Here is a 25,065-nt window from a genome sequence, read left to right as displayed (position 1 = left end):
AACCCTCATGCGTCCACCCAACCCTCATGCGTCCACCCAACCCTCATGCGTCCACCCAACCCTCATGCGTCCACCCAACCCTCATGCGTCCACCCAACACCTTTTTAGAACCCGTCTAGGAACTGCGACTCCAAGGTTCCCGGACTGGCCGCGCGCGGCGGGCGCGACCGCCCCGGCTACTGTTCGAACTGGACCGGCAGGCGCTCCCCGCTCGTGCCGTCGTACCTTCCGAGCGGCGCCGTGGTGTCCAGGCCGTCGCGGTCGGTGACCCGGACGGCGATCGTGTGGGCTCCGGAGCCGGTGGAGCGGACGTCGAAGGAACTGCCCGTCGCCACCGCGCGGCCGTCGACGACCCACGCCACGTCGGCGCCGGTGATCGGGCCGTGCTGCGGCGAACTGCCCTGGGCGTGCAACAGCGGGCCGTCGACGGCGCCGAGCAGCGCCTCGGGCGGTTGCGGAGGGAGGGCGAACGGCGGGGTCTGCACGTACGACGTGTGGTAGCCGTTGGTCGCGATGACCTGCGCCACGCACCGCTCGTGCCCCGGCATCGTGCGCAGGTCCAGGTCGAAGGACGTGCCGCTGAGGTTGACCCCCGGGCGGGGCGCGAAGGTCCCGTCGGCGTTGGTGAACCGCACGAAGTACGTGACGGCGGGGCGCGGTTCGGGCTCGCCTACGTCCAGTCGCTGCCAGCGCAGGTGCAGGACGCCCTCGGTGTCGATCTCCGGCGTGGACAGCGGCGTGTTGAGGAGGAACCGCGGCGGGCCGGACGGTACGACCAGCGCGCCCAGTTCGGTCCCGTCGCGACGCAGGACGACCCGGTGGGCCCGCGCGGTGTAGGGCAGACGGGCGCTGAACGCCGCTTCCTGTTGCTCGTAGCGGTCGAAGACCACGACGGTCGGCGCGCTGGCCAGGACCTGCCCGGCCGCGTCCTCGACGGACACGGTGTGGACGGGGCCGGCGGCCGTCCGCGGCGGCGACGGCTTGCGGAACGTCCGCAGGCACGGCTGCCAGCGCACGGCCCCGGAGCGGGTGACCCGGCCGCGCACCCGCACGTACTGGCCCGGGAACGGCCGGCTGGTGGTGGTCAGCGTGGCGGGCACCGTGCCGTGGACGGGCCGCTCGGGCGGTGCCGCGTCGGCCTGTTCGCCGCGCACGGACAGGGTGTTGAGCAGCCGCAGCCAGTGGTAGCCGCTCATCCAGCGCGTCTCGGTACCGCAGTAGCTCATCAGGTCACCGGTGGTGGCCGGGTGGATGGTGCCGGTCAGCGGTTCCACGCCGACCTCGCCGGTACTGCCGTCGGGCGGGGTGAAGTCCTCGTCGACGTGCTCCGGGCCGCCGCAGGGAGCGTGCAGGAGCCCCAACAGGTGGCCCACCTCGTGGGCGAAGGTGGACTCGGAGTCGCGCCCGAACGCCACGTGGTCGTCGTACCGTGCCATACCCCGGATGTTCATGGGCGCGGCCTGGTCGATCATCGCGTACAGCAACTGGTCGTCGTTGCCGTGGTCCTCCTGGATGTCCTCCAGGTCGTCGATGAAGTCCTCCTGCCCGCCCTCGTCGGTGAGGTCACGGGTGGTGTGGATCTCGGTCAGACCAGGAACCGTGTAGTAGACGATGCCGCCCGTGTCGGCGATGGGGTAGCGCCGGGTGAGGGCGTCGGAGACGGTGCGGTAGCGCGCCGCGCTGATCGCGGGGACGGTGGGGGTCGACACCCGCACCATCCAGACGGTCACCGGCCGCGTCGCCCGGAAGTCGGCCGTGACCTCCATGGGGTTGCTGAGGGTGCCCGCGACCTCCGCCTGCACCTGAATCTTGGCCGTGCCGGCCGTCACCCGGCCCGCGGGGATGAGGAAGTTCAGGGTGTGCGCGAGCTGTGCCCGGTCGACCTGCGCGACGGGTCGGGCCGTGATCGGATTCAGCGAACGCACGGTGAAGGAGCCGCCGTTGAGGGTCAGTGTCCCGACCACCCCGGCCACGGTGCCGCCCTCGCGCGGATCGATGCCGGAGTCCAGATAGACGCGGACCAGCGTGGCCTTGCCCGCCGCGAGGGCGTGCTGGGGGCCGCCCGCGGGCGGGGTGAAGTGCTGGGTGGCCTGGGTGACCTCGACGCCGGTGATCTCCAGGTTGGGGGTGGCGTCGAGGGGCAGGAGCTCGCTGCTCATCGTGAGCAGGAAGCCGTTGTGGGTCTCGTCGGTCTGGGTGGGGCCGAGGGCGTGGCGGCCGAGGGTGTCCGGCTCGTTCGGGTCGATGGTGACCATCGCGCGACCGAGGAAGTTCTCGTAGGCGCCGCCGCTCGGCCAGGACTCGTCGTCGTGGGTGTACGCCTCGACCCAGATCCGGGTCGGCCCGCCCACGGCCAGTGTGGTGACGGGGGAGGGGAGGCCGCTGGCGAGCGGGAAGAGCGCCTCGTCGAAGACGCGGTCGCCGCCGTTGTTCCAGCGCAGGAGCTCCTGGTCGATGGCCTCGGCGTCACCCTGTGCCGGGGCGAAGGCGCGGACGTACAGGCCCATGTGCGTGAAGTCGCTGTTCTCGTCGTCGAAGACCACCACGTCCTTGAAGACGAGTCGTACCTGACGGAATCCGCGCGGCGGGACGGTCTCGAGGAGGCCGGTGACGGCGTAGCCGGTCTTGCCGTTGTCGGTGGTGGTGGGGCCGAGCAGGATCTGGCCGAGCTGGCTCGGCTCGCGGGTGTCGAAGACGACCTCCGCTTCGCCGAGGAAGTTCTCGTGATGGCCCTCGTCGGGCCAGCGCTCGTCGTTGTCCGTGTACGCCTTGACGTGGAGGCGGCCGATGCCGCCCGGTTCGCCGCCGATGTCGAACACCAGGACGCTCGGGTATTCCTGGTCGCCGTCCAGCGGGTACTGGAAGTTGTCCTCGACCTCGCCGTTGCGTCTGTTCCAGCGGAACTCCGCCACCTGGTTGCCAGCGTTGTCGAGTACGCGTACGTACAGGCCCATGCGGGTCGACCCCGACTCCTCATCCTCGAAGAGGTAGACGGTGTCGAGCGTGAGACGCATGAGGGTCATGAGCGTCACCTCTGATCGCGGGGTGGATGAGCGGTGTCAACGCGCTCGTTTCGGGCAAAGCGCGGAAGGCCGACTATGTCAGGGCGTGCGGGTGAGGGTGAGCGTCCGTTCCGCTCAATGGAACAGCGGCCGTGCGGTACGTCGCGCCCATCACCCAGCAGAGTCCGACCAGCGTCTCCGACGCGGAAGGCGCACCATCCGAGCGCCCGAAGCCCGCGCAAGCTCTCCGTAACGCTTCTGCCGCGCTCCTGTGACCCCAGGAAGCCAAAGCTACGGCCGGGACACCTGTACAAGATCAACCGAGGTTGCAGACGGGTCGTTAGGGCACCGAGAAGCGCAAGAGCTTGCCGGACCAGGCCGCGTACAGGTCGTCGCCGATGGCCTCGGCCGACCAGGGCCCGGAGCCACCGGTGACCCGGTGGTGCCAGACCTGCTCGCCGGTGCGGGCGTGGAAGGCGTACAACCCCTTCGTACCCGCGGCGAGGAAGAGGCCGCGCAGGGCGCCCAGGAGTTCCAGGTCGCCCAGGCCCTCCCCCGCCGTCCAGCGCCTCGCGCCGGTCCCGGCGTCGATGCCGTACAGGACCTTCTTGTCCAGGTAGCAGACGGTGGCACCGGCGCGCGCGAAACCGCGGTTGCCGCGCGCGGCGGTCCGCACCGTCCAGAGTGTCTTGCCCGATGTCGGGTCGAAGGCGGCGAGCAAGCCGCGCCGCGATCCGCTGAAGCCGGTGCTCGGGTAGCAGAACAGGGTGCCTTCGAGCAGGCTCAGGGACCCTGCGAAGCCGAGGATCTCACTGTTCGTCGGCGGGAGTTCGGTGGGCCTGCTCCAGCGCGTGCGGCCGTCGTCGGGATCGAGGGCGAGCAGCTTCATGTCCGCGTCGATGCCGTAGAGGTCCTTGCTCTTCTCCGGTGTGCCGAGGGTGACGAGGTCCTTCGTCCATACGCGCTCGCCCGTCCGCCGGTCGAGGGCGGTGTAACCCCTGAGCATCGCGGCCGGATCGGTCTTCGACGGGCCGCCCCAGACGAGCAGTGCGCCCGCGGGGGTGGCGCCGATGGTCATGCTGACGTCCTTCACGTCCCGTGCCGTCCACCGCACCTCGCCGCTCGACGCCTCCAGGGCCCGGGCGCGTCCGCGGCTCTTGGTCATGACCACCTCGCCGTCCGAGAAGTCCAGCTCGGGCGCGCTGTCCCCGGTCGATGACGCCTCCCACAGCTTCTTGCCGGACCGGCCGTCGAACGCGTGTACCTTGCCGTCGGTGCGCACCGTGTAGACGCGCTTGTCGTCGGGGAGCGCGTCGGTGTTCTGGCCGTCGAGGTCCTTCCACAGGAGCTTGCCGGTGCTCCGGTCGAAACAGGCGCCGGAGGCCTTCTCGGTGCACAGCAGGGTGGACCGGGTCACCGCGCGCAGGAACATGCCGGGGCTCGGAAGCTCCTTGGCCCAGGCGAGTTCGGGCGTGGCAGTCGTGCCCCCGCCGTCCTCGCCGCGTGAGCGCAGGAACCACGCCGTGCCGCCCGCCGCCGCGGTCACGGCGAGCACGGCGCCTCCGGTCAGCAACCTGCGGCGGCCGAGCAACGGGGCGCGCAGCGCGTCCTGCAGCGTGCGCTGGTCCTCGGTCACCCGGAGCTCGACCGCGCCGAGCCATCCCGCGGTGGTCTCCGGGCGCAGCCAGGCCTGCAGCTGCTCGACGGTGGGGCGGCGCGCGGGATCCTTGTCGAGGCACGCGGCGATGATGCCGAGCAGGCCGTGGGGGACGCCGGTCAGCTGCGGCTCTTCGTAGGCGGCCCGGTAGAGCAGGGCGTGTACCGCGCCGGTGCCGAAGGGCGGCACGCCGGTGGCGGCGAAGGCGAGCACGGCGCCGAAGGCGAACACGTCGCTGGCGGGCGTGAGTTCGACCCCTCTCGACTGTTCCGGCGACATGAAGCCGGGCGAGCCCGCGACCTGGCCCTCGGCGGTGAGCACGGTCCCGTCGACGGCCCGGCTGATGCCGAAGTCGATGACCCGGGGGCCGTCGAGGGTGAGCAGGATGTTGGACGGCTTGAGGTCGCGGTGGATGAGCCCGGCGCGGTGGATCGCGGCCAGTGCCTCGGCCAGGCCGCCGCCGAGTACGCGAAGGGTGGGCTCGGGCATGGGCCCGTGGGCGTCCAGGGCCTCGGTGAGGGAGGGGCCGGGGATGTACGCGGTGGCCAGCCACGGCTGCGGCCCCTCGGGGTCGGCGTCGACGACCGGCGCGGTGAAGGCGCCGGACACCGCGCGGGCGGCGTCGACCTCGGCCCTGAAACGGCGGCGGAAATCGGGGTCGGCGGCGAGTTCGGGACGCACGACCTTGACGGCCACCGCACGGCCGCTGCGCGACGCGGCGAGATGCACATGGCCCATGCCGCCCGCGCCGAGCTCCCGGATCACCCGGTAGGGGCCGATGTACGAGGTGGGGGAGGGGGAGGCGGTTTGCGGGCGCGGTGTGGCCGGTGCCGAATCGGTCGGCGTCGGCGTCGGCGTCGGCGTCGGCGTGGACGGTGGCATGGGCGGAGTGGGCGGCATGGTCACGGCGTGTCGCTCCGGAAGGCGTGGAGGGTGGTGTCGGAGGCGGCGAAGAGAGTGCCGCCGGAGAACTGGAGCAGCCAGTCGGTCTTTCCGCCGGGGGCGCCCCCGGCCTTGCCGCCGGAGGGCTGGTGCGCCCAGAGCGGCTTGCCGTCATCCGCGCGCAGGACGACGAAGCCCGGGACGTCTCCGGTGGCCCAGGTGGCGACGGCCAGCACGGACGAGGAGACGGCGGGCCCCTGGTCCTGTGCGCCGCCGGTGGTCGTCAGGTGCACCGGGCTCGCCGTGTGCCACACCTGCTTCCCGCCGCGCATGTCCAGGGCGAACACGGTGCCCCCGCCGTCGTACAGGTAGGCCCGGCCGCCGCGGACCCTGGCCGCGCTGATGGTGGTCGTCTCATTGACGGCCGTCCACAGCTTCTTGCCGTCGGCGGCGCGGAAGGCCTGCGCCTTGGTGCTGGTGACGAGCAGGGTCTCGCCGTCGGAGGACAGGTGGGGGTAGGCGCCGGGCTTGATGACGCCCCGGACCTTCCACCGTTCGGCGCCCGAGCGCAGGGCGAGGCCATGGAGGGTGCCGTTGTCCTGGAGGAAGCAGCGGCTTCCCTCGGCGTACGCCTGGTAGTCGCTGCCCTTGACCTTGCGCGACCACAGCACCTCGCCCGAGCCGAGATCGACCGCGAGCACTCCGTACCCCTTGTCGCCACTGGTCCCGACGACCGCGACCGAACCGGCGACCGACAGGACGCTCTCGGCGAAGTCGGCGAACCCGCCGTCGGTGCCCTGGTCGGTGACCGTGTGCGTGAACTTCTGCTTGCCGAGGGCGTCGACGCCGAGCAGATAGCCGTGCTCGCCGCTCCAGGCCGAGGCGAACAGCGTCGGCCCGCGCACGCCCAGCCACTTCGGGTCCCCCGAGACGCCGGAGGGCAGCCGCAGCGACCCCTCCCAGCGTTCCTTCCCGGTGGCGGTGTCGTAGGCGGTCGCGCGCCTCTGCTCCCAGTGCACCAACACGTCGCCCAGGAGCTGGAGTCGAGCGCTCGCCAGCTTCTTCAGCGGAACCGACCAGCGCGGCCGCGGGCCCGCCGGGACCTTGGCCGCGGGCCGGCCGGTGGTGCCGGTCCTGCCGCCGCCGCGGGCGGAGGCCCTGTCGGGCTCCTGCCGCCGCACGGCCAGTGCCGCGGCCCCGCCGCCCGCCGCGACGGTGGTGCCCGCCGCGGCGATCCACAGGAACCTGCGGCGGCTCGGGCCCCGGGAGACGGCGGCGAACGGGTCCTCGGGCGGCGCGAGGGGCGCCATGGGCACGGGCGGCGCGGAGACCAGGACGGCGGCGTGCGCCTGCCGTCGCGCCAGGTCCTCCCGCAGGCCCTCGACGAGCAGCGCGGCGGGGTCGGTGTCCCCCAGCGCGGCCAGTACCGACGCCGCGGGCGGCCTGCGGGCGGGATCCTTGTCCAGGCAGGCGCCGATCAGTGGCCCCAACTCCGGTGGCACGCCGTCCAGTCGGGGCGGGTGGTGGACGGCCCGGTAGAGGATCTCGGCCGTCCCTCCCGTACCGAAGGGGCCCCGCCCGGTGGCCGCGAAGACCAAGACGCAGCCCAGGGAGAAGATGTCGGCCGCGGGCCCGGCCTCGCGGCTCGACATGATCTGCTCGGGCGCCATGAATCCGGGCGTCCCCATCACGGCGCCGGTCCGGGTCACCTGGGTGGCGTCCACCGCCCTGCTGATGCCGAAGTCGATGACGCGTGGGCCGTCCTCGGTGATGAGTACGTTCCCGGGTTTCAGGTCGCGGTGGACGATGCCGGCATCGTGGATGGCCGGCAGCGCCTCCGCGAGCCCGGCGCCCAGGGCCCGCAGACCGGCCTCGGGCAGGACACCGAAGCCGCGTACGACATCGTGCAGCGACGGCGCGGGGACGTAGGCCGTGGCCAGCCAGGGCTGTGCGGCGTCCGCGTCCGCGTCGAGCACCGGCGGGGTGTAGAAGCCGCTGACGCGGCGGGCGGATTCGGCCTCGCGCCGGAACCGGCCGCGGAAGTTCGGCGTCTCGGCGTACTCGGGCCGGATGACCTTGAGGGCGACCAGCCGCGACCCCGGCGACCTGGCAAGGAACACCCTGCCCATGCCGCCCTCGCCGAGGAGCTGGAAGACCTCGTAGGGGCCGATGCGGGCGGGGCCCTGCCGGTGGGCGGCCTGGTCGGAGGGGTGCGGGACGGCGGTGAACTGCCGGGTCGGTGTGGCCGGTTGCTGCGGCACGGTGGTGTACGCGGACTGAACGGAGGTGGGTGCGGCCGTGGGGTCGCTGTCACCGTAGGACTGAGGGTGCACGTCGTCGCCGGGCGGTCAGCTCATCGAGCCGAGCACGTCACGGGCGGCCGTGACGGCGTCGGCCTCGGTCTGCTGCTGCGTGCGGTCGGAGGACGTCTTGCTGTAGACGAACTGCGTGCGGACCGCGGCGTTGCCCTCGCGGACGAGCACCTTCACCCAGACCAGCGAGTCGTCGACGGCGTGGACGACGAAGGCCTCTTCGCCGAGTCCGCTGAGCGACCGGGACTCGGTCACCTCGTACGTGGGGCCCATGTCCTTCATGGCGGTCTTCTTGTCGATGTCGTACATGCCCCCGGCCGACGGGCCGACCGTGACGTTCACGTCCAGGCTCTGATAGTTGCTGCCGTAGTCCGGCGCCTCCCACCTCGGCATCCTGGTGATCATCGTGGCCAGGTCCTTGTTGTCCATCAGACCGGGCGTGCACACGCCGCCGGGCGCGATCTTCTCGATGGTGGACGCCTTGATCAGCTCGCACCCCTTGGGCACCTTGCTGAACGCTTTGCCCTCCGACGGTGCCTCCGGCTTGGCGGCGCCTCCCGGCACGCCGGACGGCTTGCCCGAAGCGACGCTCTTGCCGTCGTCGTCCCCCGAGGTGGCGACGAGCACGCCGACGATCACGGCCGCGACGAGCACCGCGGCGCCACCGATCAGCCAGAGGCGCGAACGGCCGGTGCGCGCACCCGGACCGCCGGGCTCGCCGGGGGGCACCGGTTGCGACCAGGCCGAGGGCGCGCCCGGCGCCTGCGGCGGGACGGGCGGCGGCGCCTGGCCGGGCATCGGGGGCGGCACTTGGCCCGGGCCCTGGCCCTGACCCTGGCCCTGGCCCTGGCCCTGGTAGGCACCGCCGAAGCCCTGTCGGGGATCCACCTGCGGGTTCTCACTCACGGGACAGCTCACTTCCTACGGTTCACACCCCCGGGACCGACAGGGACCGACAGGAACCCGTCCCGGGGGAGGCCGGAACGGTGCTCGACCGCGACCGGACACGACGCGCCGTACCCTCTCGCGAGGCACTGCAATGCCCATGAAATTCTGGTGAAGCAGCGCATGCGACTGCCGCGGGGACGACGGGGAACCGCGGGAAAGCGCGGAAAGTACGGGGGAGTTCGATGGGGGAGTCCGGTGCGGGCAAGAGCAGAGCGGGCGGAGTGGACGCGGCGGGTGCGGCGGCCGCGACCGGTGTGACGGCTGAGGCGGGATGGGCGGGCCAGGCTGCGGCGAGATCGGTGGATCCAGCTGAGGCGGGCACGGTGGGTCCGGCTGTGGCGGGAACGGCAGACAGGACAGGTACGCCGGGCGTGGTCGGCACGGTCGGCACGGTCGGGTCGGTCGGCACGGCCAGCCGTGAGGGCGGCGCGGACCGGCTTCGTCTCGCCCTGCTCGGCCCGGTCACCGCCCACCGGGGCGAGGTGCCGCTCGACCTCGGACCCGTGCGGCGGCAGGCGGTGCTCGCCGCGCTGGTCCTGCGTGCCGGGACACTCGTCACTCACCAGCAACTCCTGGATGACGTATGGGGACTTGAGCCCCCGGGTACGGGCCGCCGGGTCCTACCCAGCTACGTCTACCCCCTGCGCAAGGCGCTGGACGCCTCCGGCACCGGCCCCACCGCGTCCGCTATCCGCGGTGAGCGCGGCGGCTATCGCTTCGTATCCGACGAAGTCCGTCTGGACGTCGGGGAGTTGACCGGATGGAGTGCCGCGGTACGTGGTGCGCGGGCGGCGGGTGACCTGTCCGGTGCCCTCGACAGCTGCACGCGGGCGCTGGACCTGTTCCGCGGGGAACCGCTGGCCGGTCTGCCCGGCCCGCTCGCCGACGCCGAGCGGCAGCGCCTCGTCCGGCAGCGGCGTACCCTCCACCAGGAACGGGCGGAGTGCCTGGTGCTCCTCGGCCGGTACGCGGAGGCGCTGGACGAGCTGCTCGCGGCGCCCATGGCGCAGCCTCACGACGAACCGCTCGCCGCCCTGCGCATGCGCGCGCTCTACGGCACCGGCCGGCAGGCCGAGGCGCTGTCCGCCTACGAAGAGACCAGAGCCCGGCTCCGTGACGAGCTGGGTGTGGAGCCCGGCGAGGAACTGCGCCGGGTGCACCAGGGCGTGCTGCGCCGGGACGACCGGATGCTGCTCGGCGCGGCCGCGCCCGCGCTCAAGCCCGGACCCGCACTTACTTCGGTACCCGCACTTACGTCCGTACCCGCACACCTGCCCGTATCCGAGCATCTGCCCGTACTCTCGCAGCAGTCGGCGCCCGAGCGTTCCCCGGCCCCGACCCCGCCCCGGCCCCCGGCCTCACCCCCCTCGCGACCTCGCCGCAACGAACTCCCCGGCGACACCGCCTGGCTCGTCGGCCGGGAACCGGAACTCGCCCTGCTCACCGCGCCGGTGCCCACCGGCTCCGTCTCCGTGGCCGCCGTGGACGGCACGGCGGGCGTCGGCAAGACCGCGCTGCTGGTCCGCGCCGCCTGGACACTGCAGGACCAGTACCCGGACGGCTGCCTGTTCGTGGACCTGCACACACACGGCGCCCCCCACGAGAGCCTGCGCCCGCAGCGCGCCCTGCACCAACTGCTCCGTGCCGTCAACGGCGTCGACGGCGAACTGCCGGACGAGCTCCCCGAGTTGGTCACCGCCTGGCGAGCGGCCACCAGCTCCCTGCGGCTGCTGCTGGTCGTGGACGACGCCCGCAGTGCCGAACAGGTGCGCCCCCTGCTGCCCGCGGGTCCGGGCAGTCAGGTCCTCGTGGCCGGCCGCCAGCGCCTGCCCGGCCTGGACGCCGACCGGCGGCTCACCGTGGAACCGCTGGACACGGACGAGGCGGTCACCCTGCTCACGCGCCTCCTCGGCGAGACGCGCGCCGGGCAGGAACCGGAGGCCGCGCAAGAACTCGCCCGCCGCTGCGGCGGCCTCCCGCTGGCGCTGCGAATTGCCGGGGCCCGGCTGCAGAACCGCCCGTCCTGGACAGTGGCCCACCTGGTCGGGCGGATGTCGGGCGACGAACGCCGACTGGGGGAGCTCCGGGCGGAGGACCGCAGCGTGGAAGCCGCCTTCCGCATGTCCTACGACCTGCTCGCGCCCGAACTGCGCCGCGGTTTCCGGGCGTTGGGGCAGGCCCCGACCGCCGAGTTCGACGGGCTCACTCCCGCCGTCATGCTGGGCCGACCGTTCCAGGACACCGAAGACCTCCTGGAACGTCTGGTCGACGCGAGCCTGCTGCAGCAGCCGCGGGCCGGCCGCTACCGTCTGCACGATCTCGTACGCGACCACACGCGCCGCCTCGCCGCCGACGTGCCCGACGAGGCCGCCGCGGACCGCGCCGCCGTGCTGCACCTCTACACGGCCGCCGGGCGCATCGCCAGCGACTGGGGCCCCGAGGGTTACCCGACAGGGCCCGATGTCTCCGGCTCGCCCTTCTCGGACTGGCGGGAAGCCGACGCGTGGCTGGAGGCCGCGGGTGGCCAACTCCTCGACGTGGTTGCTTTCGCGGCGGCCACCGGGCAGCGCGACCACGCCTGCTGGATCGCCGAGTCCCTGGTCGACCCGCTGGTCCGCCAGGGCCGCTTCCACGAGTGCCGCTCCGCCCTGGAGCTCGCGCTGCCCGGCGCCGACCTGGCCGAGGACCGGCGGATGCCCTCCTCCCTGCGCAACTGCCTGGCCATCGCGGACATCTACCAGGGACGCTTCGAGCAGGCGCACGCCTGGTGCGCCGACGCGCTGCGCCTCGCCCGCCACCGGGACGACCTGCGCGAGCAGGCCAGGGCGATCGCCGTCATGGGTGCCGCGGAGCGTGCGCTGGGCCGGCTCCCGGAGGCGGCCGCCCACCTGAGCCAGGTGATGGGAATGGCGTCCCGGCTCGACGACGACTGGCTGGCCGGGATGTCGAGCTGTCAGCTCGGCGCCCTGCACGACCAGGAGGGGCGGCACGAGAAGGCGCTCACGTACTACGCCACCTCCCTCACCTTCGCCGAGAAGATCGGCCGCCCCAGGATGATCAGCAAGACCCTGTGCTTCACCGCCGAGGCCTACCTGGCACTCGGCCGGCACACCGAGGTCAAGGGCCTGGCGCGGCGCGCGGCGGAGCTGGCCCAGGAGGTCGGCGACCTGCAGCTGCGTGCGACGAGCCTGTCGCTGCTCGGGGCCGCGGAACACGGCCGCGGAGACCTGCCGTTGGCCATCACCCTCCAGCAGCAGGCCCTGGCCACGCTCACCGAGCACACCAGCAGGCCCCTGGAGATGGAGGTCCGCCGTCGGCTGGGACGCACCTACGAGGCGGCGGGCCACCCGGCCGAGGCCGAGCGGCAGTTCCACATCGCCCGGTCCCTGGCCGGTCCGGGGTAGGTCCTCTACCCGGGCGACTACACGTCGGTGACGACGGGCGGCCACGTCGTCCATGAGGGCCGGCTGAAGTCGGCTCGGCTGGGTGGCTCCCTCTCGTCCGGCAAGGTGACGTCAGGCGGGGATCGTGTCGCGGTCGCCTGCTTCTTGTGGTCCGAGCCGTTGGTCGAGCGCGGCACCGACGGCGGGGCAGTTCTTGCGGATGACGTCGAGGAAGGCGTTCAGTGCCGGGGAACGGTCCCGGGCATGGAAGGACAGGACCAGATCGGGCAGGGGCGTGCGCGGGGTCACCTCGCAGAACCACGTGCCCCGTCGTGGGGCCGTCAGCATGCGGGAGGGGCCCAGGCCGACGCCCATCCCGCAGGCGGCGAGCCCGATGATGGTGTGGATGTCCCTCGCAACGGTCGCGCCGGAGAGCGCCGGGGAGTCCTTGCCCAGGAGGGCCCGCAGCCCGGCGACGACGGCGGGCTCGTCCTCTCCCGGCGCGACGATCAGCGGCTGTCGCCGCAGCCGGTCCACGTCCACCGACGACTGGCCCGCGTAGGGGTGCGTGCTGCTCACGACCGCGACCAGGTGGTCGTGCCCGATCGGAACCGATACCAACTGCTCGGCCCCGACGCCCCCTGGCCGGCCGAGGCCGATCGCCACGTCCAGTTCGCCGGCCACGAGCGCAGCCGTGCTGCGCCTGGTCGCCATCTCGTGCAGTTCCAGCCGCACGTCGGGCCGTTCGCGGCCGAACCGGCCGAGGACGTCCGGCAGGGGTTCGAGCAGCGCCGAGGCGATGAACCCCAGGCGCAGCCGTCCCGTCTCGCCGCGCGCTGCCCTGGCCGCGTCCACCGAGGCCGCCGCGATCTCGTCGAGCGCCCTGCGCGCCCGGGCGAGGAAGGCCGCGCCCGCAGCCGTCGGAAACACCCCCTGGCGGGTGCGATCGAACAAGCGGGCGCCCACTTCCCGTTCGAGGTCGGCGATCTGCTTGGACAGCGGAGGTTGCGCGATGCCCAGCGCACCGGCCGCCCGGCCGAAGTGTGCGTGCTCGGCGAGGGCCAGTGCGTACCGCAGGTGCCGCGCCTCCATGCCGGCCTCCCAGCCATATCTCACATGTATCGTCGACCAGCTTGCCAGATCTTTCAGTGGATGATCCGTGCCGGGTCGCGTGGAATGCGGTCATGACCGATTCCTCCTCCACGGACACCGTCTTCGTCTTTGTGCACGGGGCCTGGCATGGCTCCGGCCAGTGGGCGGCGACGCAGCGCGCACTCGGCGCACTCGGCGCCGCGAGCGTGGCCATCGACCTGCCGGGACACGGCTTCGACGCGCCGCTGCCCAGCGGATACCTCCAGCCCGGCCAACCGGGCCTGCTGACCGAGAAGTCGGCGCTCGCCACCGTGACGATGGACCACAGCGCCGAGGCCGTGCTGGACTCGCTGCGCCAGGCCCGTCACCACCGCCGCGTCGTGCTCGTCGCACACAGCGCGGGCGGCGGCCCCGCGTCACTGGCCGCCGAGCGCGCCCCCGAACTCGTCGACGAGATCATCTACCTCTCGGCCTTCGTGCCCGCAGGACGGCCCCGGTTCCTCGACTACCTCAGCTCGCCCGAGAACGCCACCGCACGGGGCCAGAGTCTCAACCTGGGCGACCCCGGGGAACTGGGCGCCATCCGGATCAACCCGCTCTCGCAGGACCCCGCCTACGTCGAGGAACTGCGGCAGACTCACTACCACGACACCGCGCCGGAGCGCTTCGACCGCTGGCGCTCGGCATTGAGCCCCGATCTGCCGCTGGCGATCCCGACCACCGCAGTCGTCGTGACTCCGCAACGCTGGGGGCGCGTCCCTCGGACCTTCCTGCGCTGCGCCGACGACCGGGCACTGCCGACGGCCGTGCAGGATCTGATGATCGCGGAAGCCGACCGGGCCATGCCCGGCAACCCGTTCACCGTGCGCACCCTCCTGGGCAGCCACAGCCCCTTCGCCGCCCGGCCCCGTGAACTCGCCGCGGCTCTGCTGCCATGAGCGGCGGACGCCTCGTCCTGCCGGTGGTACTCAGCGCCACTTTCGTGCAGCTCCTCAATGTCACTGTCGCCCAGGTGGCTGCGCCGGCGATACAGGCCGGCCTGGGCGCCGGCCCGGGCGCCGTGCAACTGGTCCTCGCCGGATACACCTTGACGTACGCCTGCCTGCTCATCCCCGCCGCACGGCTGGGCGACCGGTACGGCTACCGCCGGCTGTTCGTGGCGGGCACCGTGGTCTTCACCGTGGGGTCGGTGGCCGGCGCGTGCGCCCCCGACGCCGCATCGCTGATCATGGCCCGGCTGGTGCAGGGCGCGGGCAGCGGCCTGGTCGCCCCCCAGGTCCTGTCGCTCATCCAGACCGCCACCCCCGCGACACGCCGGCCACGCGCCCTTGGCCTGTACGGCGCCACCATGGCCCTCGCGTCGCTGGCCGGGCCGCTGATCGGCGGCCTCGTCCTCAGTGCCGATCTCTTCGGCTTCGGCTGGCGGCCGGTGATGCTCCTCACCGTGCCGGTGGCACTCGCCTCGCTGGCCGGAGCGACCGCGCTGCCCCGCACGCGTGGGGCGGACGGACTGCGCATCGACAAGCTGGGTGCGCTGTTGGTCACCGTGGGAGCCGGCGCGCTGGTCCTGCCCCTGGCCCTGGGGCGGGAAGCAGGCTGGCCCTGGTGGACGTGGGCCGGTTTCGCCGTGGCTGTAGCCGCCCTCGGCCACTTCGTCCGGACCCTCCCGCACCGGCCTGACCCGCTGATACATCCCGCGGTGCTGCGTGACCGCTCGGCGCGCCGGGGCACGTTGCTGGTGTTCGTGTTCAACACGGGCGTGCCCTCCTTCACCTATCTGCTCTTCCTCCACCTCCAGGCCGCCGTCGGGTACTCGGCCCTGGCTGCCGCACTGACGTCGGCACCGTTCGCCGCAGCCGCCGCCGTCGGCAGCAGAGCCGCACCCGCTCTCACCCGCCGGTACGGGCCGGCGGTGCTCACCGTCGCCTCCCTGGTGCTGGCCGGGATGTGCCTGGCGTTGGCCCCCCTTGTCGGCTCGGCGACAGGACGCCATGCGGCACTGCCCGTGCTGGCTGTCGGCGGAGCCGCCTTCGGCGCCTTCACCGCGTCGGCGTTCACTCTGGTCCTGGCCCAGGTGCACGGCCCCGCCGCCGGTTCCCTCTCCGGGCTGCTGCCCACAGCACAGCAACTCGGCGGATCGATTGGTGTGACTGCCGCCGGACTCGCCTATTACGCCTCCGCCGCCGATGCGGACACCGCGTTCTGGTACGCCATGCTCTACCAGGCCGCCGCCTTCACGATCACCGCGCTGATCAGCATGCGGCTCCACCACCGGCCCGGCACCGGGCCCCCGCACAGCCACAGCAGTCACAGCGGAAGGGCACGTAGGTCAAGCGCCGGCCTGCAACGGCCTTCCCCCCACCCCGTCGGCTGTGCCCACTTCGCACCACCGAAGAAACATGGACGACGATCGCCGGTTTCAAAAGCCGGCGATCCTCGCAACACTTGAAGCTCGCTGTAGCAGCGCGATCAGCTGGCGAACTTCTGCTGTACCATCGATCCGGCCGGGGATAGCTGCTGTCGGGTGGGGCGAGCGGCTCCCAGACGGAGTCCCCGACGCAGGAACCTTTCGTCTGGGCGCGCGTCCGTACGGACATGGATCCACGATTCCGCCTGCGTGAAGCGAAGGTTGAGGACGCCGACGTACCTACCGACGTACACACTCAGACCAGGACTGCTTACTGCAAGGCGGGCGACGCACCCGAGGAGGATCTCGTCGCCTGTGCGCGCGTGCGGAACGGCGCGAGTGCTAGCCGCGCCCGCGCGTGCCACCCTGATTGCGGAGGACGCAGCCGGGACCGCGTTCGGACTGCTCACATCCGGGCCACGGCCACCGCGGAGACCTCAACCCGCAACGCGCTACGAGCCGTTCCGGATCAGTGCGCTGCCACATGCCTGGGGGCATGGGGCCGGTGGCACTCTCCGCCGGTCCGCCGCGGCCGCCGGGTAGCGGTCGGAATCCCGCTTCCCGGTGGGCCGGGCGGGGGAGTCATCGGTCCCGCCCGGCCCTGCCCGACCCCGCATGAAGCCTCAGCAGGCGCCGAGGTCCTGCCAGACACCCCACTCACCCGTGGTGCCGGGCTCCTCGCCCGTCGTCCACCACTTGGCCTTCCAGTTGTGGCCCTTGTGCGAGACCTGCTGGCCACCGGTGTAGACCGTGCCCGAGGCCCAGGGCGCCGCCGTGCACTGGTTGCCGTTGCCGCCGGTGATGGTCAGGGAGTACGTCACCGAGTGAGCGGCGGACGGGCTCGCGCCGCTGACCACCAGCTTGTACGTGCCGTTGACGGCTGCCGTGGTCGTGCTGACCGTGAGCGTCGACGTTCCGCCGGCCGTCACCGAAGCGGGGTCGAGGGAGGCGGTGACGCCGGACGGGGCGCCGCTGACGGTGAGCTTCACGGTCTGGGCGCTGCCCGCGGTCACCGAGGTCTTCACCGTTGCGCTGGCGGAACCGCCCGCCTTGACCGTCGCCGAGGCCGGGGTCGCCGTCAGTGAGAAGTCGTCGCTCGGGACCGTGCCGCCGCTGGTGAAGGGCGCGAAGATGCGGGAGAAGTCCCAGGTGTTCTGCTCGATGCCGGAGCAGTTGTCCGCCGCGGGGCCGCCGGGGCAGCCGCCGTTGTCGCGCTGGAGCGCCCAGAAGGAGATCATGTTGATCCCCTTGGCGACCGCCCAGTCGTAGACCTCCCTGGCATTGGCGAGAGTGAACGTCTCGGCCGGGCCGAAGTCGTCGACGCCGGGCATCTCGGTGATGCCGATCATGCCCCAGAGCTGGGCCGGGCTCTTGCTCGGGTACAGCTTGGCAAGCTGGTCGTAGAGGCCCTGGGCGGCGGTCTTGGTGTCCTGCGCCATGTCGTGGGCGGCGTTGTCGTAGTAGTCGAACGTCATGAGGTTGGCGACGTCGACCCGCGCGCCGTTGGCCACGGCGTTCTTCAGCACGGCGAGACCACTGGACGCGAGGCCGTGGGTCGTCGTCGGCAGGGTGTACGAGATCTCCAGCTTGCGGCCGTTCGCGGCGGCCCAGTCCTGGACCTTCTTGATCGCCTTGTTCCGCCGGTCGATACCGGCGGTGTTGTCCAGCGCGTCGACCTCGATGTCCATGTCGAGCCGGGGGATGTCGTAGGTCGTGATGACCTTCTGGTAGACGGCGGCGATCTGGTCGACGTCCGTACAGCTGTCGGCGATCTCGGTCCCGGTGGTGTCCGCCGTGTAGCCGCCGAAGGACGGGATGACGTCCCCGCCGCGTCCCTGGATGGTCTTGATGTCGGCGCCGAAGGACGACGCGGCGACGGGCAGTGAGGTGTCGCCGTTCCAGTAGACGGTGCAGGAGCCCTTCGACGCGGTCTGCAGGAACGCCATCGTCAGGTGCTTGGCCCCGGACTGGGCGCTGAGGGCGGCGGGGCTCTCGCCCGTCCAGGACTCGAAGTAGGGGGCGAAGACATGGGCGGGGAGCGGGGTCGCGGCCTGGGCGGGGGCGCCCGAGACCGCGGTCAGGCCCAGAGCGGCCACTGCGGTGGCCGCCGCGGTGAGAGTGGCACGGAGGGAGCGCAAACGTCTCATGGCCATCCAAGAGGTGTAGAGGCGTCAACTCAGGTGTGACGCACGGGAGGTGCTTACGGAATAGCCCGGTGATCAGAGGCATGTCAATGGTCTGAACCAAGTAAGGGCTAGACCAATTCGAGGTGCTCTCCGCCTCCGGACGACCGCGCACGAGACCGCACGCCGTGGGGGTGCTGGTCAGACAGGCACCCCGCACCCGGCTCCCGGCAGCCCCTGCCGGGGGCGGACCCCGTACCAGTCGTCGCCGAATCCGCTGATCCCGGCGCCCTCACCCGCCGCCGGATGGACCGTCGGCGCCTTCGAACGGTCGAGGGACTCCGGCCAGGGCCTCCCGGAGGAGCACCGCCAGATCGGGGACGTCGAGGCCGAGCTCGCGCAGCCAGCGGGCCACGCGGGCGACCGACACCCTCATGACCTCCGCCTTCTCGATGAGGTCATGCAGATGGATGTCGCAGTCGCCGGTCAGGAGCAGGCCGCTGTCCTCGCTGATCCGCAGCAGTTCGACGGCCCTGGTGAAGGTGAGGCCCTCCGGGAGGTCGGGGCAGGAGACGGCGAGACCGTAGCCGGTGAGCCGTTCCACCAGGACGGAGTGGTGCTCGGGCATGTCGCGGGCCGCCGCAAGGACATGAGCGAACGGCATGGCGTCGGCGGTGGTGACCCCTGTCCATTCGAGCGGGTTCTCCGCCACGTCGAGGCTCAGCAACTGCTCGTCCAGGAGGTCGAATTGGCGCGGTGGCCGCAGGGGCACGTCGAACCCGTAGGCGCGCAGGCGGTCGGCCACCCGCCACAGTGGCCGGTTCAGACGCCGCGCCGCGTCGAAGAGGTGGTCGTAGGCGACCGGCTCGTCCGGGAACAGCGCCCCGCGTCTCTCGGTGACCAGTACCACGGGGTCATCGGCGTGTGTGTCCCCGGGCCACACCACGGGCGGGGCGAAGCCCAGCCCTTTCAGCCGGTCCCTGACCGCGCCCGGTGGACACCGCAACGCCCGAGCGGCGGCGAGCACCTGCCCGGGCGGCACGTTCTTCGAGCGGTGCAGCCAGGGCCACCGGCCGTCCGCGTGCAGGCTGAGCAGAACGGCCACATCGGCTCTCGGCCGCTCCGGCAGCCCCGCGGCATCGACACGTAACCCGTATGCGGCGAGGCGCGCACAGATCTCGCTCACCGGGAGGCCGAGGAGCAGGGCCGCCTTCGCGAGGTGACCGGCCGGGACGACCTGCGCCGGGTCCGTCCAGCCGTCGGCGCCCGCCTCCTCTCCCAGGCCGCGTCGCAGCAAGGGGTCGAGCCGCGCTGCGGCAGCCGGTTCGATGTACGTCTCCGGTACGTGAATGCCGTGGTCACGCCACTCGGCGGCCAGCGACCGGACGTCCGAGGACTCCCGCGACTGCCCCATCAGCTCGTTGAAGGTGGCCGTTCGGCGAGGCGGCAGGGCGCCCAACTGCCTGGCCCGGCGCACCAGGCCGGGCAGGGGGGTGTCCGTGGCCTCGGACATGTCGTTCAGATGGTTCGTGATGAATTCGACGTCCGAGGACCAGCCCCAGTACAGATCGTCGCCGTCACCGAAGGAGGCGGTCAGCAGGTCCCTGTCCGAGGGCAGGGCAGGCAGTACGGACGTCACCTCGGCGATGTCGGGGCACGCCTCCTCCAGCTGGGCCAAGAGGGCGTTGGGGCGGTGGGCGAGCAGGCGCCACAGCAGAACGGCGTCGGGCGCGTGTCCGGCTGGGCTCTTCCACGGGTCGTGCCTCCACGGATCGCCGCTGCGCCGTCCTCCGAAGAGTTCCGGGAGGACCTTGGGGTCGGCCAGGAAGCACCCCGTCCGCGCGACGTCGAGGCTCCGGTTCCTGAACTCCATGGGCCGTGCGGCCTCGACAGCGGCTGCCGTCAGCAGGTCGCCCAGCACCATGCTGCGATCGGCTGTCCGGCAGAGCCACGCGTAGCCGGGCAGTGGCCCGTCCGCGGCCATCAGCGCGGGCACGGCCCGTTTGAGCACGTCGCGGAGCTCCTCGCTCACGTCGTCGAGGAGTGTGCGCCGGTCGGCGGAGAGCTGCTGGGGCGACCGGATCCCAGTCAGGTTGACCACCGCACCCGTCAGTCCGCCGGCGCTTTCCGACAGGACCCCGCGGCGGACGCCGGGCTGAACGACCAGGCCGTCGACCAGGATTCCGCCCCCGTGCTCACACCAGATCACCTGCACACCCTCGGGCGCTGCACACCACGGCACCAGCACCCCGTGCGCGTCGAGTCCGTAGTGCTCGCGAGCAGGCGCGTCCCGGGGCCTGAGGCGCTGCTCCTCCCATCGGGCCCGCCGGGAGCCGTGCACCGCCTCGGTCGGGAACTCGGCGACGCCCAGGACGCGTTCCAGGGCGTCGACGCACGACCAGGGCCGTTCGCTCTGCCGTTGCCGCAGATACAACCGGACCTGCGTGCCCGCCTCCTCTCCGCGCTCCCGCAGCCGGACGATGCGGAACAGATGCTCCGGCCCGCAGATCCGGGCCTCCAGAAGCGGCCCGAGCCGGCCCTCGGAGTCCATCCGGCACGTCCGTACGCGGATCTCGTCGGCGAGCATGAAGTAGCTGAGCACGCCGATGCCGAACCGGCTGTTCGCATGGAACTCCACGGGCGGCCGGAGCGCCGCCCACCGTGCGCGTTCCGCCGTGAAGTGGTGCTCGCGGACGAACTGCGATCCCCCCTCGCTGAAGACACCGCGGAGCTGCTGTTCCCCCATGCCGACCCCGTTGTCACGGCACTCGACGTACGCGCGGCCCGCCGCGTCCGTGTCCTGCTCCAGGTCGATGCGGCCCTGGTAGTCGTAGGACGCACGGTCGGTCCGGTCCAGGTACTGGGTGCGGGCCCGGCGGTAGCGGCAGGCGTCCAGAGCGTTCTGGTACAGCTCGCGCACGGCGAGGTCGGGTTCCTTGTAGAGCTGGATGCCCGTGAAGTGGTCGCGCACGCGGCGCTCGTCGAAGCGGAAGGCGGCCCAGCCGCTGAAGACACCCTCCGCCGGGAGCACTCCGTCGGCGGAGAGGCGGGCCGGCAGGGACGGAAAGGGCTGGTTGACACGTTCGTGAACGGTGTGGCGGATGGTGGCCAACAGCCCATCCACGTACGCCACATACGCGCGCAACCCCTCGACCACGGCTTCGTGCCGGCACTCCGCGAGGAGCACCGGATGCTCGGGAGAGCCGCCCCAACGGGAAGCGGTCAGGGTCTGCCGAACCTCCGCCGGGTCCACCGGAAACGGAATCCCGACGTGCTCCACCACGAGCTGGGGCAGGGCCGTGATGTCGCGACTCATCCCGTGCGCCAGCGCGAGGAGGAGGCCCAGTCGCTGGTCCCGGACGCGCTGCAGACCGCCGCGCGCGACCCGGACCACGTCGTCCACGGGGAGGGCACCGAGGTGCTCGGGGTCGCAGACACCGGGACCGATGCGCAGTCCGTGCAGCAGCCGGGCCACGCGACGGGGGTGGAGCACCTGGCCCAGGGATTCAGCGGGCGCACCGATGTCCCGCAGGAGTCCGCTCGCCACAGCGGGGTCGGACGTTTCCTCCCGCTGGCTGAGCCAGCGGTGGAACAGCCACCAGCCGACGGGGCCGGCCGTGTCGGAGTGCCGCCGGCCGCGCTCGACCAGCAGGTCGTGGCTCTCGGCGAATGCCTCGAACCCGGACCGCGCCAGGTCGGTCCCGTCTGTCCGGCCGAGGCAGGTCGGCCCGAGGCGGGCCGGTCCCAGGCGGGTCGGATCGACGACCGGGGCGAGCGAGGCCGTCAGCCGCAGGTACTGCACCCGGTGGAGGAACGGGACGAGTACGAGCAGGGCCGCCTCCGCCGGACACAGGTTCAGCGGCCGCGCGGTGGAGGGCTCGCCGAGCAGCCACTCCAGGGCCTCGATGAAGCGCCACACCTGGTTGTCGTCCTGCCAGGGATCGGCGGCCGGTTCGCGCCGTGCCGCGTCCCGCAGCCGGGCCAGCACCGCGACGACGTCCGTGACGTGTTGCCGGAAGAAGTCCGTGTCGCGCTCCCCCGAAACGTGGTGCCACACAGTGGAGTTGGCGGCCAGGTCGGCCCAGGGGTCGGCCGGGGTGGGGGAGAGGGTGAGGTCGTCGTGTCGCCCGTCCTGAAGGACGACGGTGTGCGCTTGGACGAGTCGGCCGACCGTCGCACCGCGTACGGAGTTCCACGTCTCACCGTGCACCGATCGTCCCCTGCCCCTGGCTCGTGCCCCTGCGACGGTGCGGTCAGTGTAGAAGTCTGCGCCCCCGGCGGTGCGCGTGATTCCATGGAGTGTCGAGTGGTGGACCGTGTTCAACTGTGCGCCGAGGAACGGTATTTGGTGTTGAGTGAGTCATTGGCGGCTCTGGCCGCAGTGGGTGGTGGCGCCGTCGTGCAGGCGATCGGGACGGATGCGTGGGCGTCCTTCAGGGCCGGTGTGGCCCGCCTCCTGGGACGTGGTGAGGCCGACTCGCGCACGCTGGCACGGCTGGACCGGACGGCGGCCGAGCTCGAGGGGGCGGCGGACGGCCCGGACGGAGAGGCTGCCAATCTCGGTGCGGCGGCGGCCGACGGTTCCCGGGCCGTGCGCGCGAGCCTGGAACGCGCCTGGCGGACCAGGTTCGAGGACTTCCTTGAAACCCTGCCCGACGCCGAACGCCGGGCTGCCGAAAGGGAATTGCGCGCGTTGGTCGAGATGGTCCCGCGCGCCATGCCAGGTTCGGCAGACGGCGGCCGACGTCTCGGCGTCGGCCGGGATGTACGTATCAGCGCGGGAGACGGGTCGGTCGCCGCGTTCCAGGTCGGCACGGTCCATCTCGGTGGCCCACCGGGCCCTACGGTGCCGGGCCCGGCGCAGGCCTGAATGGGCCCGGCGCAGGCCTGAATGGGCTGGGCGGACACCCGTCCATCGCCGTGGGCGCCGCCCGTCACGTACACATTCAGCATCTGTACGGTGACATCGCCCCGGTCGGACCCGGATATCTGAACGACCCCGCGCGGTGGCTGTCCGTACGTGACTGGGAGCCGATCGAAGCCGGTGTGCACCGCGCACACGCCCGCCGCGCGCTCCCTTCCTACGTCCCCCGGGACGCCGACGCCCTCATCCGGACCCGGTTGCTGGAAGTCCTCGACCGGGGCGGTTTCCTGTACCTGGTCGGCGAGAGCGCTGCCGGTACGACCCGGGCCGCCTTCGAGGCGGTTCGCACCCAGGCCGCCGACCGGCGGGTGCTGGCGCCGCGTGCGCCGGACCATCTGGCGCTGCTCGCCGACGGCCCCCGCCCTCCCGTGGGGCGGGCGCCGGTCATCTGGCTGGACGGCCTGGAACGCTTCCTCGTTCCCGGTGGCCTGAGCAGCGAACTGCTCGGTGAACTCGTCCGTGCGCGGTTCCCCGTCGTAGCCACGCTCGATGCACGCTCGTACGACGCCCTCAGCGCACCCCATGGGCGTGGCCTGCCCCGCCGGCCGCAGGACGGCTGGGCGGCGCGCGTGCTCAACCACGCGTCCCCCATCCGTCTCGCGCGGCAGTGGACGGCCTCCGAGGTGGAGCGGGCGCGGCTGAGCGAGGACCGGCGGGTGCGGGAGGCGACGGGGTACGTCCGAACTCCTGTCGCCGAGTACCTCGCGGCGGGGCCCGCGCTGTGGGACAGATGGCTGAGCGCCCGCAGTGCCGGGGAGAACCCGCGTGGCGTCGCGCTCGTCGCGGCGGCCGTCGACCTCGCCCGTACCGGACTGGCAGGCCCGTATCCCCGCCAACTCCTCATCGACGTACACCGTTTCCACCTTGTCGAACTGGGCGGTGACCTGTTGGCCCCGGGCGGCCCGGACGACGCCTTCGCCTGGGCCGCCCGTCCGGCGCACCACACCGTCGGTCTCCTGAACCGGGTTTCTCCCGGGATGTGGCAGCCGCACGGCGACCTGGCCGATGCGGGGTGTGACGACGCCGACGCGCCGGGCGTGCACCCCCTCGTCTGGTTCGACGCGCTGGCGAACAGCGCAGACATCGACGAGGCCTTCCACGTCGCCTTGAACGCCCACCAGATGGAGCCCGGCGTCGCGCGCTGGCTGTGGGCGGCGCTGGCCGATGCCGGGGTCGCCCGCGCACGGGTGAACCTGGCCGTCCTGCTCATGGGGCAGGGCCGGTACGCCGAGGCGGAGACGGCATGCCGTGCGGCGGCTCGGGAGCCGGAGACCCGGGCACGGGCGCTGGTCAACCTGGCGGTCGTGCATGCCGAGACCGGGCGGCCGTCCGACGCGTACGAGACCGCCCTCCGTGCGCTGGAGGCGGGCGCGCAGGAGGCCTGGGCCCTGGTCGGACAGCTCAGGGCGGAGAGTGGGGACATGGACGGCGCGGTGGCGGCCGCCCGGCGCGCCCTCGATTGCGGGGTCCCCGGAGCGGCTTACAGCCTGGCCGCGTACTTGGCGGAAGCCGGGCACCTGGAAGAGGCGGCCGACACCTACCGCGCCGTCCTGGCCGCCGGTGACCTGGACGCCTGCAACGAACTCGGCCTGCTCCTGGAGGGCATGGGCAAACCGGTGGAGGCCGTGCGCGTCTACCAGGAGGGCATCGCCGCCGGGCGGACGGAACTCTGGCTCAACCTGGGCAACCTGCACAACCAGGAAAGTCGGCACGAACAGGCTCGCGACGCGTTCGAGAAGGGCGGCAGGGCGGGCGACACACGGGCCTGGTTCAACCTCGGGAACCTCCATGAACGCCAGGGCCGCCACCGAGCCGCGGTGACCGCCTACCGTGCCGCGATCGACGCGGGCGACGACCACGGGCTCCACAATCTCGGCTCGGTGCTGGCGGCGCTCGGTCGCTGGGAGGAGGCCGAGGACGCCTGGCGGCCGGCCGCGGAAGAGGGGGACGCGAGCGCGCTGCTCGCACTGGCGGACCTCGCGGAGAAGGCGGGTCACAGGTCCCTGGCCTTGGAGCGCTACCGCCGGGCGGCAGACGCCGGAAGCAGTGAGGCGCTCTACTGTCTAGGCGCCCTGACCGTGATCGAGGGCCGGACGGACGAGGGGGAGGAGCTCGTCCGGCGGGCGGCCGACGCGGGCGACGTATGCGCGCTCGTCCACCTCGGAGTCCTGGCCCTCTCGCAGGACAAGGGCAAGGAAGGGGAGCGCTTCCTGCAGCGCGCGCTGGAGGCGGACCCCCGGCTAGGGCTTGTCTGATAATTGATCTTGTGGTGGGTCGTGGTGAGCTGACGGATGTGGCGTGGGAACGGATAGCGCCCCTGCTGCCGGGTGTTGAC

At 72.3% G+C, this 25,065-nt stretch carries 12 protein-coding genes; 5 read left to right on the top strand and 7 right to left on the bottom strand.

Annotation, left to right across the window (positions count from 1 at the left end):
* Positions 1 to 176 precede the first annotated feature (176 nt).
* From ACZ69I_RS08830 to ACZ69I_RS08815, 4 genes are all read right to left on the bottom strand, one after another.
* Positions 177 to 3,023, bottom strand: a complete 2,847-nt coding sequence (locus ACZ69I_RS08830; protein ID WP_470831093.1) for a hypothetical protein — start codon at positions 3,021 to 3,023, stop codon at positions 177 to 179.
* Between the two features lie 319 nt (positions 3,024 to 3,342).
* Positions 3,343 to 5,541, bottom strand: coding sequence for a protein kinase domain-containing protein (locus tag ACZ69I_RS08825; RefSeq protein ID WP_470831092.1), 2,199 nt, complete (start codon positions 5,539 to 5,541; stop codon positions 3,343 to 3,345).
* Positions 5,542 to 5,561: 20 nt separating this feature from the next.
* Complete coding sequence (locus tag ACZ69I_RS08820) at positions 5,562 to 7,874, bottom strand: protein kinase domain-containing protein (RefSeq protein WP_470831091.1); 2,313 nt, start codon at positions 7,872 to 7,874, stop codon at positions 5,562 to 5,564.
* Positions 7,875 to 7,889: 15 nt separating this feature from the next.
* Positions 7,890 to 8,759 carry a hypothetical protein gene (locus tag ACZ69I_RS08815; RefSeq protein WP_470831090.1) on the bottom strand — a complete coding sequence of 290 codons (870 nt, stop codon included), beginning with the start codon at positions 8,757 to 8,759 and terminating at the stop codon, positions 7,890 to 7,892.
* A gap of 413 nt (positions 8,760 to 9,172) precedes the next feature.
* On the opposite strand from ACZ69I_RS08815, the gene ACZ69I_RS08810 reads away from it, so the two are divergent.
* Positions 9,173 to 12,205: an AfsR/SARP family transcriptional regulator gene (locus ACZ69I_RS08810; protein WP_470831089.1), complete on the top strand. Its 3,033-nt coding sequence runs from the start codon at positions 9,173 to 9,175 to the stop codon at positions 12,203 to 12,205.
* Between the two features lie 111 nt (positions 12,206 to 12,316).
* Here ACZ69I_RS08810 and ACZ69I_RS08805 read toward each other — a convergent pair whose 3' ends face one another.
* Positions 12,317 to 13,276: a LysR family transcriptional regulator gene (locus ACZ69I_RS08805; protein ID WP_470831088.1), complete on the bottom strand. Its 960-nt coding sequence runs from the start codon at positions 13,274 to 13,276 to the stop codon at positions 12,317 to 12,319.
* Between the two features lie 92 nt (positions 13,277 to 13,368).
* On the opposite strand from ACZ69I_RS08805, the gene ACZ69I_RS08800 reads away from it, so the two are divergent.
* Both ACZ69I_RS08800 and ACZ69I_RS08795 read left to right on the top strand, forming a co-directional pair.
* Positions 13,369 to 14,214: an alpha/beta hydrolase gene (locus ACZ69I_RS08800; RefSeq protein ID WP_470831087.1), complete on the top strand. Its 846-nt coding sequence runs from the start codon at positions 13,369 to 13,371 to the stop codon at positions 14,212 to 14,214.
* The gene (locus tag ACZ69I_RS08795; protein WP_470831086.1) at positions 14,211 to 15,725 is read left to right on the top strand and encodes an MFS transporter; all 1,515 of its coding nucleotides are present in this window, start codon (positions 14,211 to 14,213) and stop codon (positions 15,723 to 15,725) included. Before ACZ69I_RS08800 ends, ACZ69I_RS08795 begins: the two co-directional genes overlap by 4 nt.
* A 581-nt stretch (positions 15,726 to 16,306) precedes the next feature.
* Here the strand turns inward: ACZ69I_RS08795 and ACZ69I_RS08790 are convergent.
* Together ACZ69I_RS08790 and ACZ69I_RS08785 are read right to left on the bottom strand one after the other, a co-directional pair.
* On the bottom strand, positions 16,307 to 17,830 hold the full coding sequence (locus tag ACZ69I_RS08790) for a glycosyl hydrolase family 18 protein (RefSeq protein ID WP_470831572.1): 1,524 nt from the start codon (positions 17,828 to 17,830) through the stop codon (positions 16,307 to 16,309).
* A 268-nt stretch (positions 17,831 to 18,098) separates the two neighbouring features.
* Complete coding sequence (locus ACZ69I_RS08785; RefSeq protein ID WP_470831085.1) at positions 18,099 to 22,016, bottom strand: wHTH domain-containing protein; 3,918 nt, start codon at positions 22,014 to 22,016, stop codon at positions 18,099 to 18,101.
* Between the two features lie 99 nt (positions 22,017 to 22,115).
* Between ACZ69I_RS08785 and ACZ69I_RS08780 the strand changes: the two genes are divergently transcribed.
* Together ACZ69I_RS08780 and ACZ69I_RS08775 are read left to right on the top strand one after the other, a co-directional pair.
* Positions 22,116 to 22,676: a hypothetical protein gene (locus ACZ69I_RS08780; RefSeq protein WP_470831084.1), complete on the top strand. Its 561-nt coding sequence runs from the start codon at positions 22,116 to 22,118 to the stop codon at positions 22,674 to 22,676.
* Positions 22,677 to 22,726: 50 nt separating this feature from the next.
* Positions 22,727 to 24,985: a tetratricopeptide repeat protein gene (locus ACZ69I_RS08775; protein ID WP_470831083.1), complete on the top strand. Its 2,259-nt coding sequence runs from the start codon at positions 22,727 to 22,729 to the stop codon at positions 24,983 to 24,985.
* Positions 24,986 to 25,065 lie beyond the last annotated feature (80 nt).

Source organism: Streptomyces sp. NPDC036815, from assembly GCF_055609205.1.
This window is presented reverse-complemented; position numbering and strand designations above follow the sequence as displayed.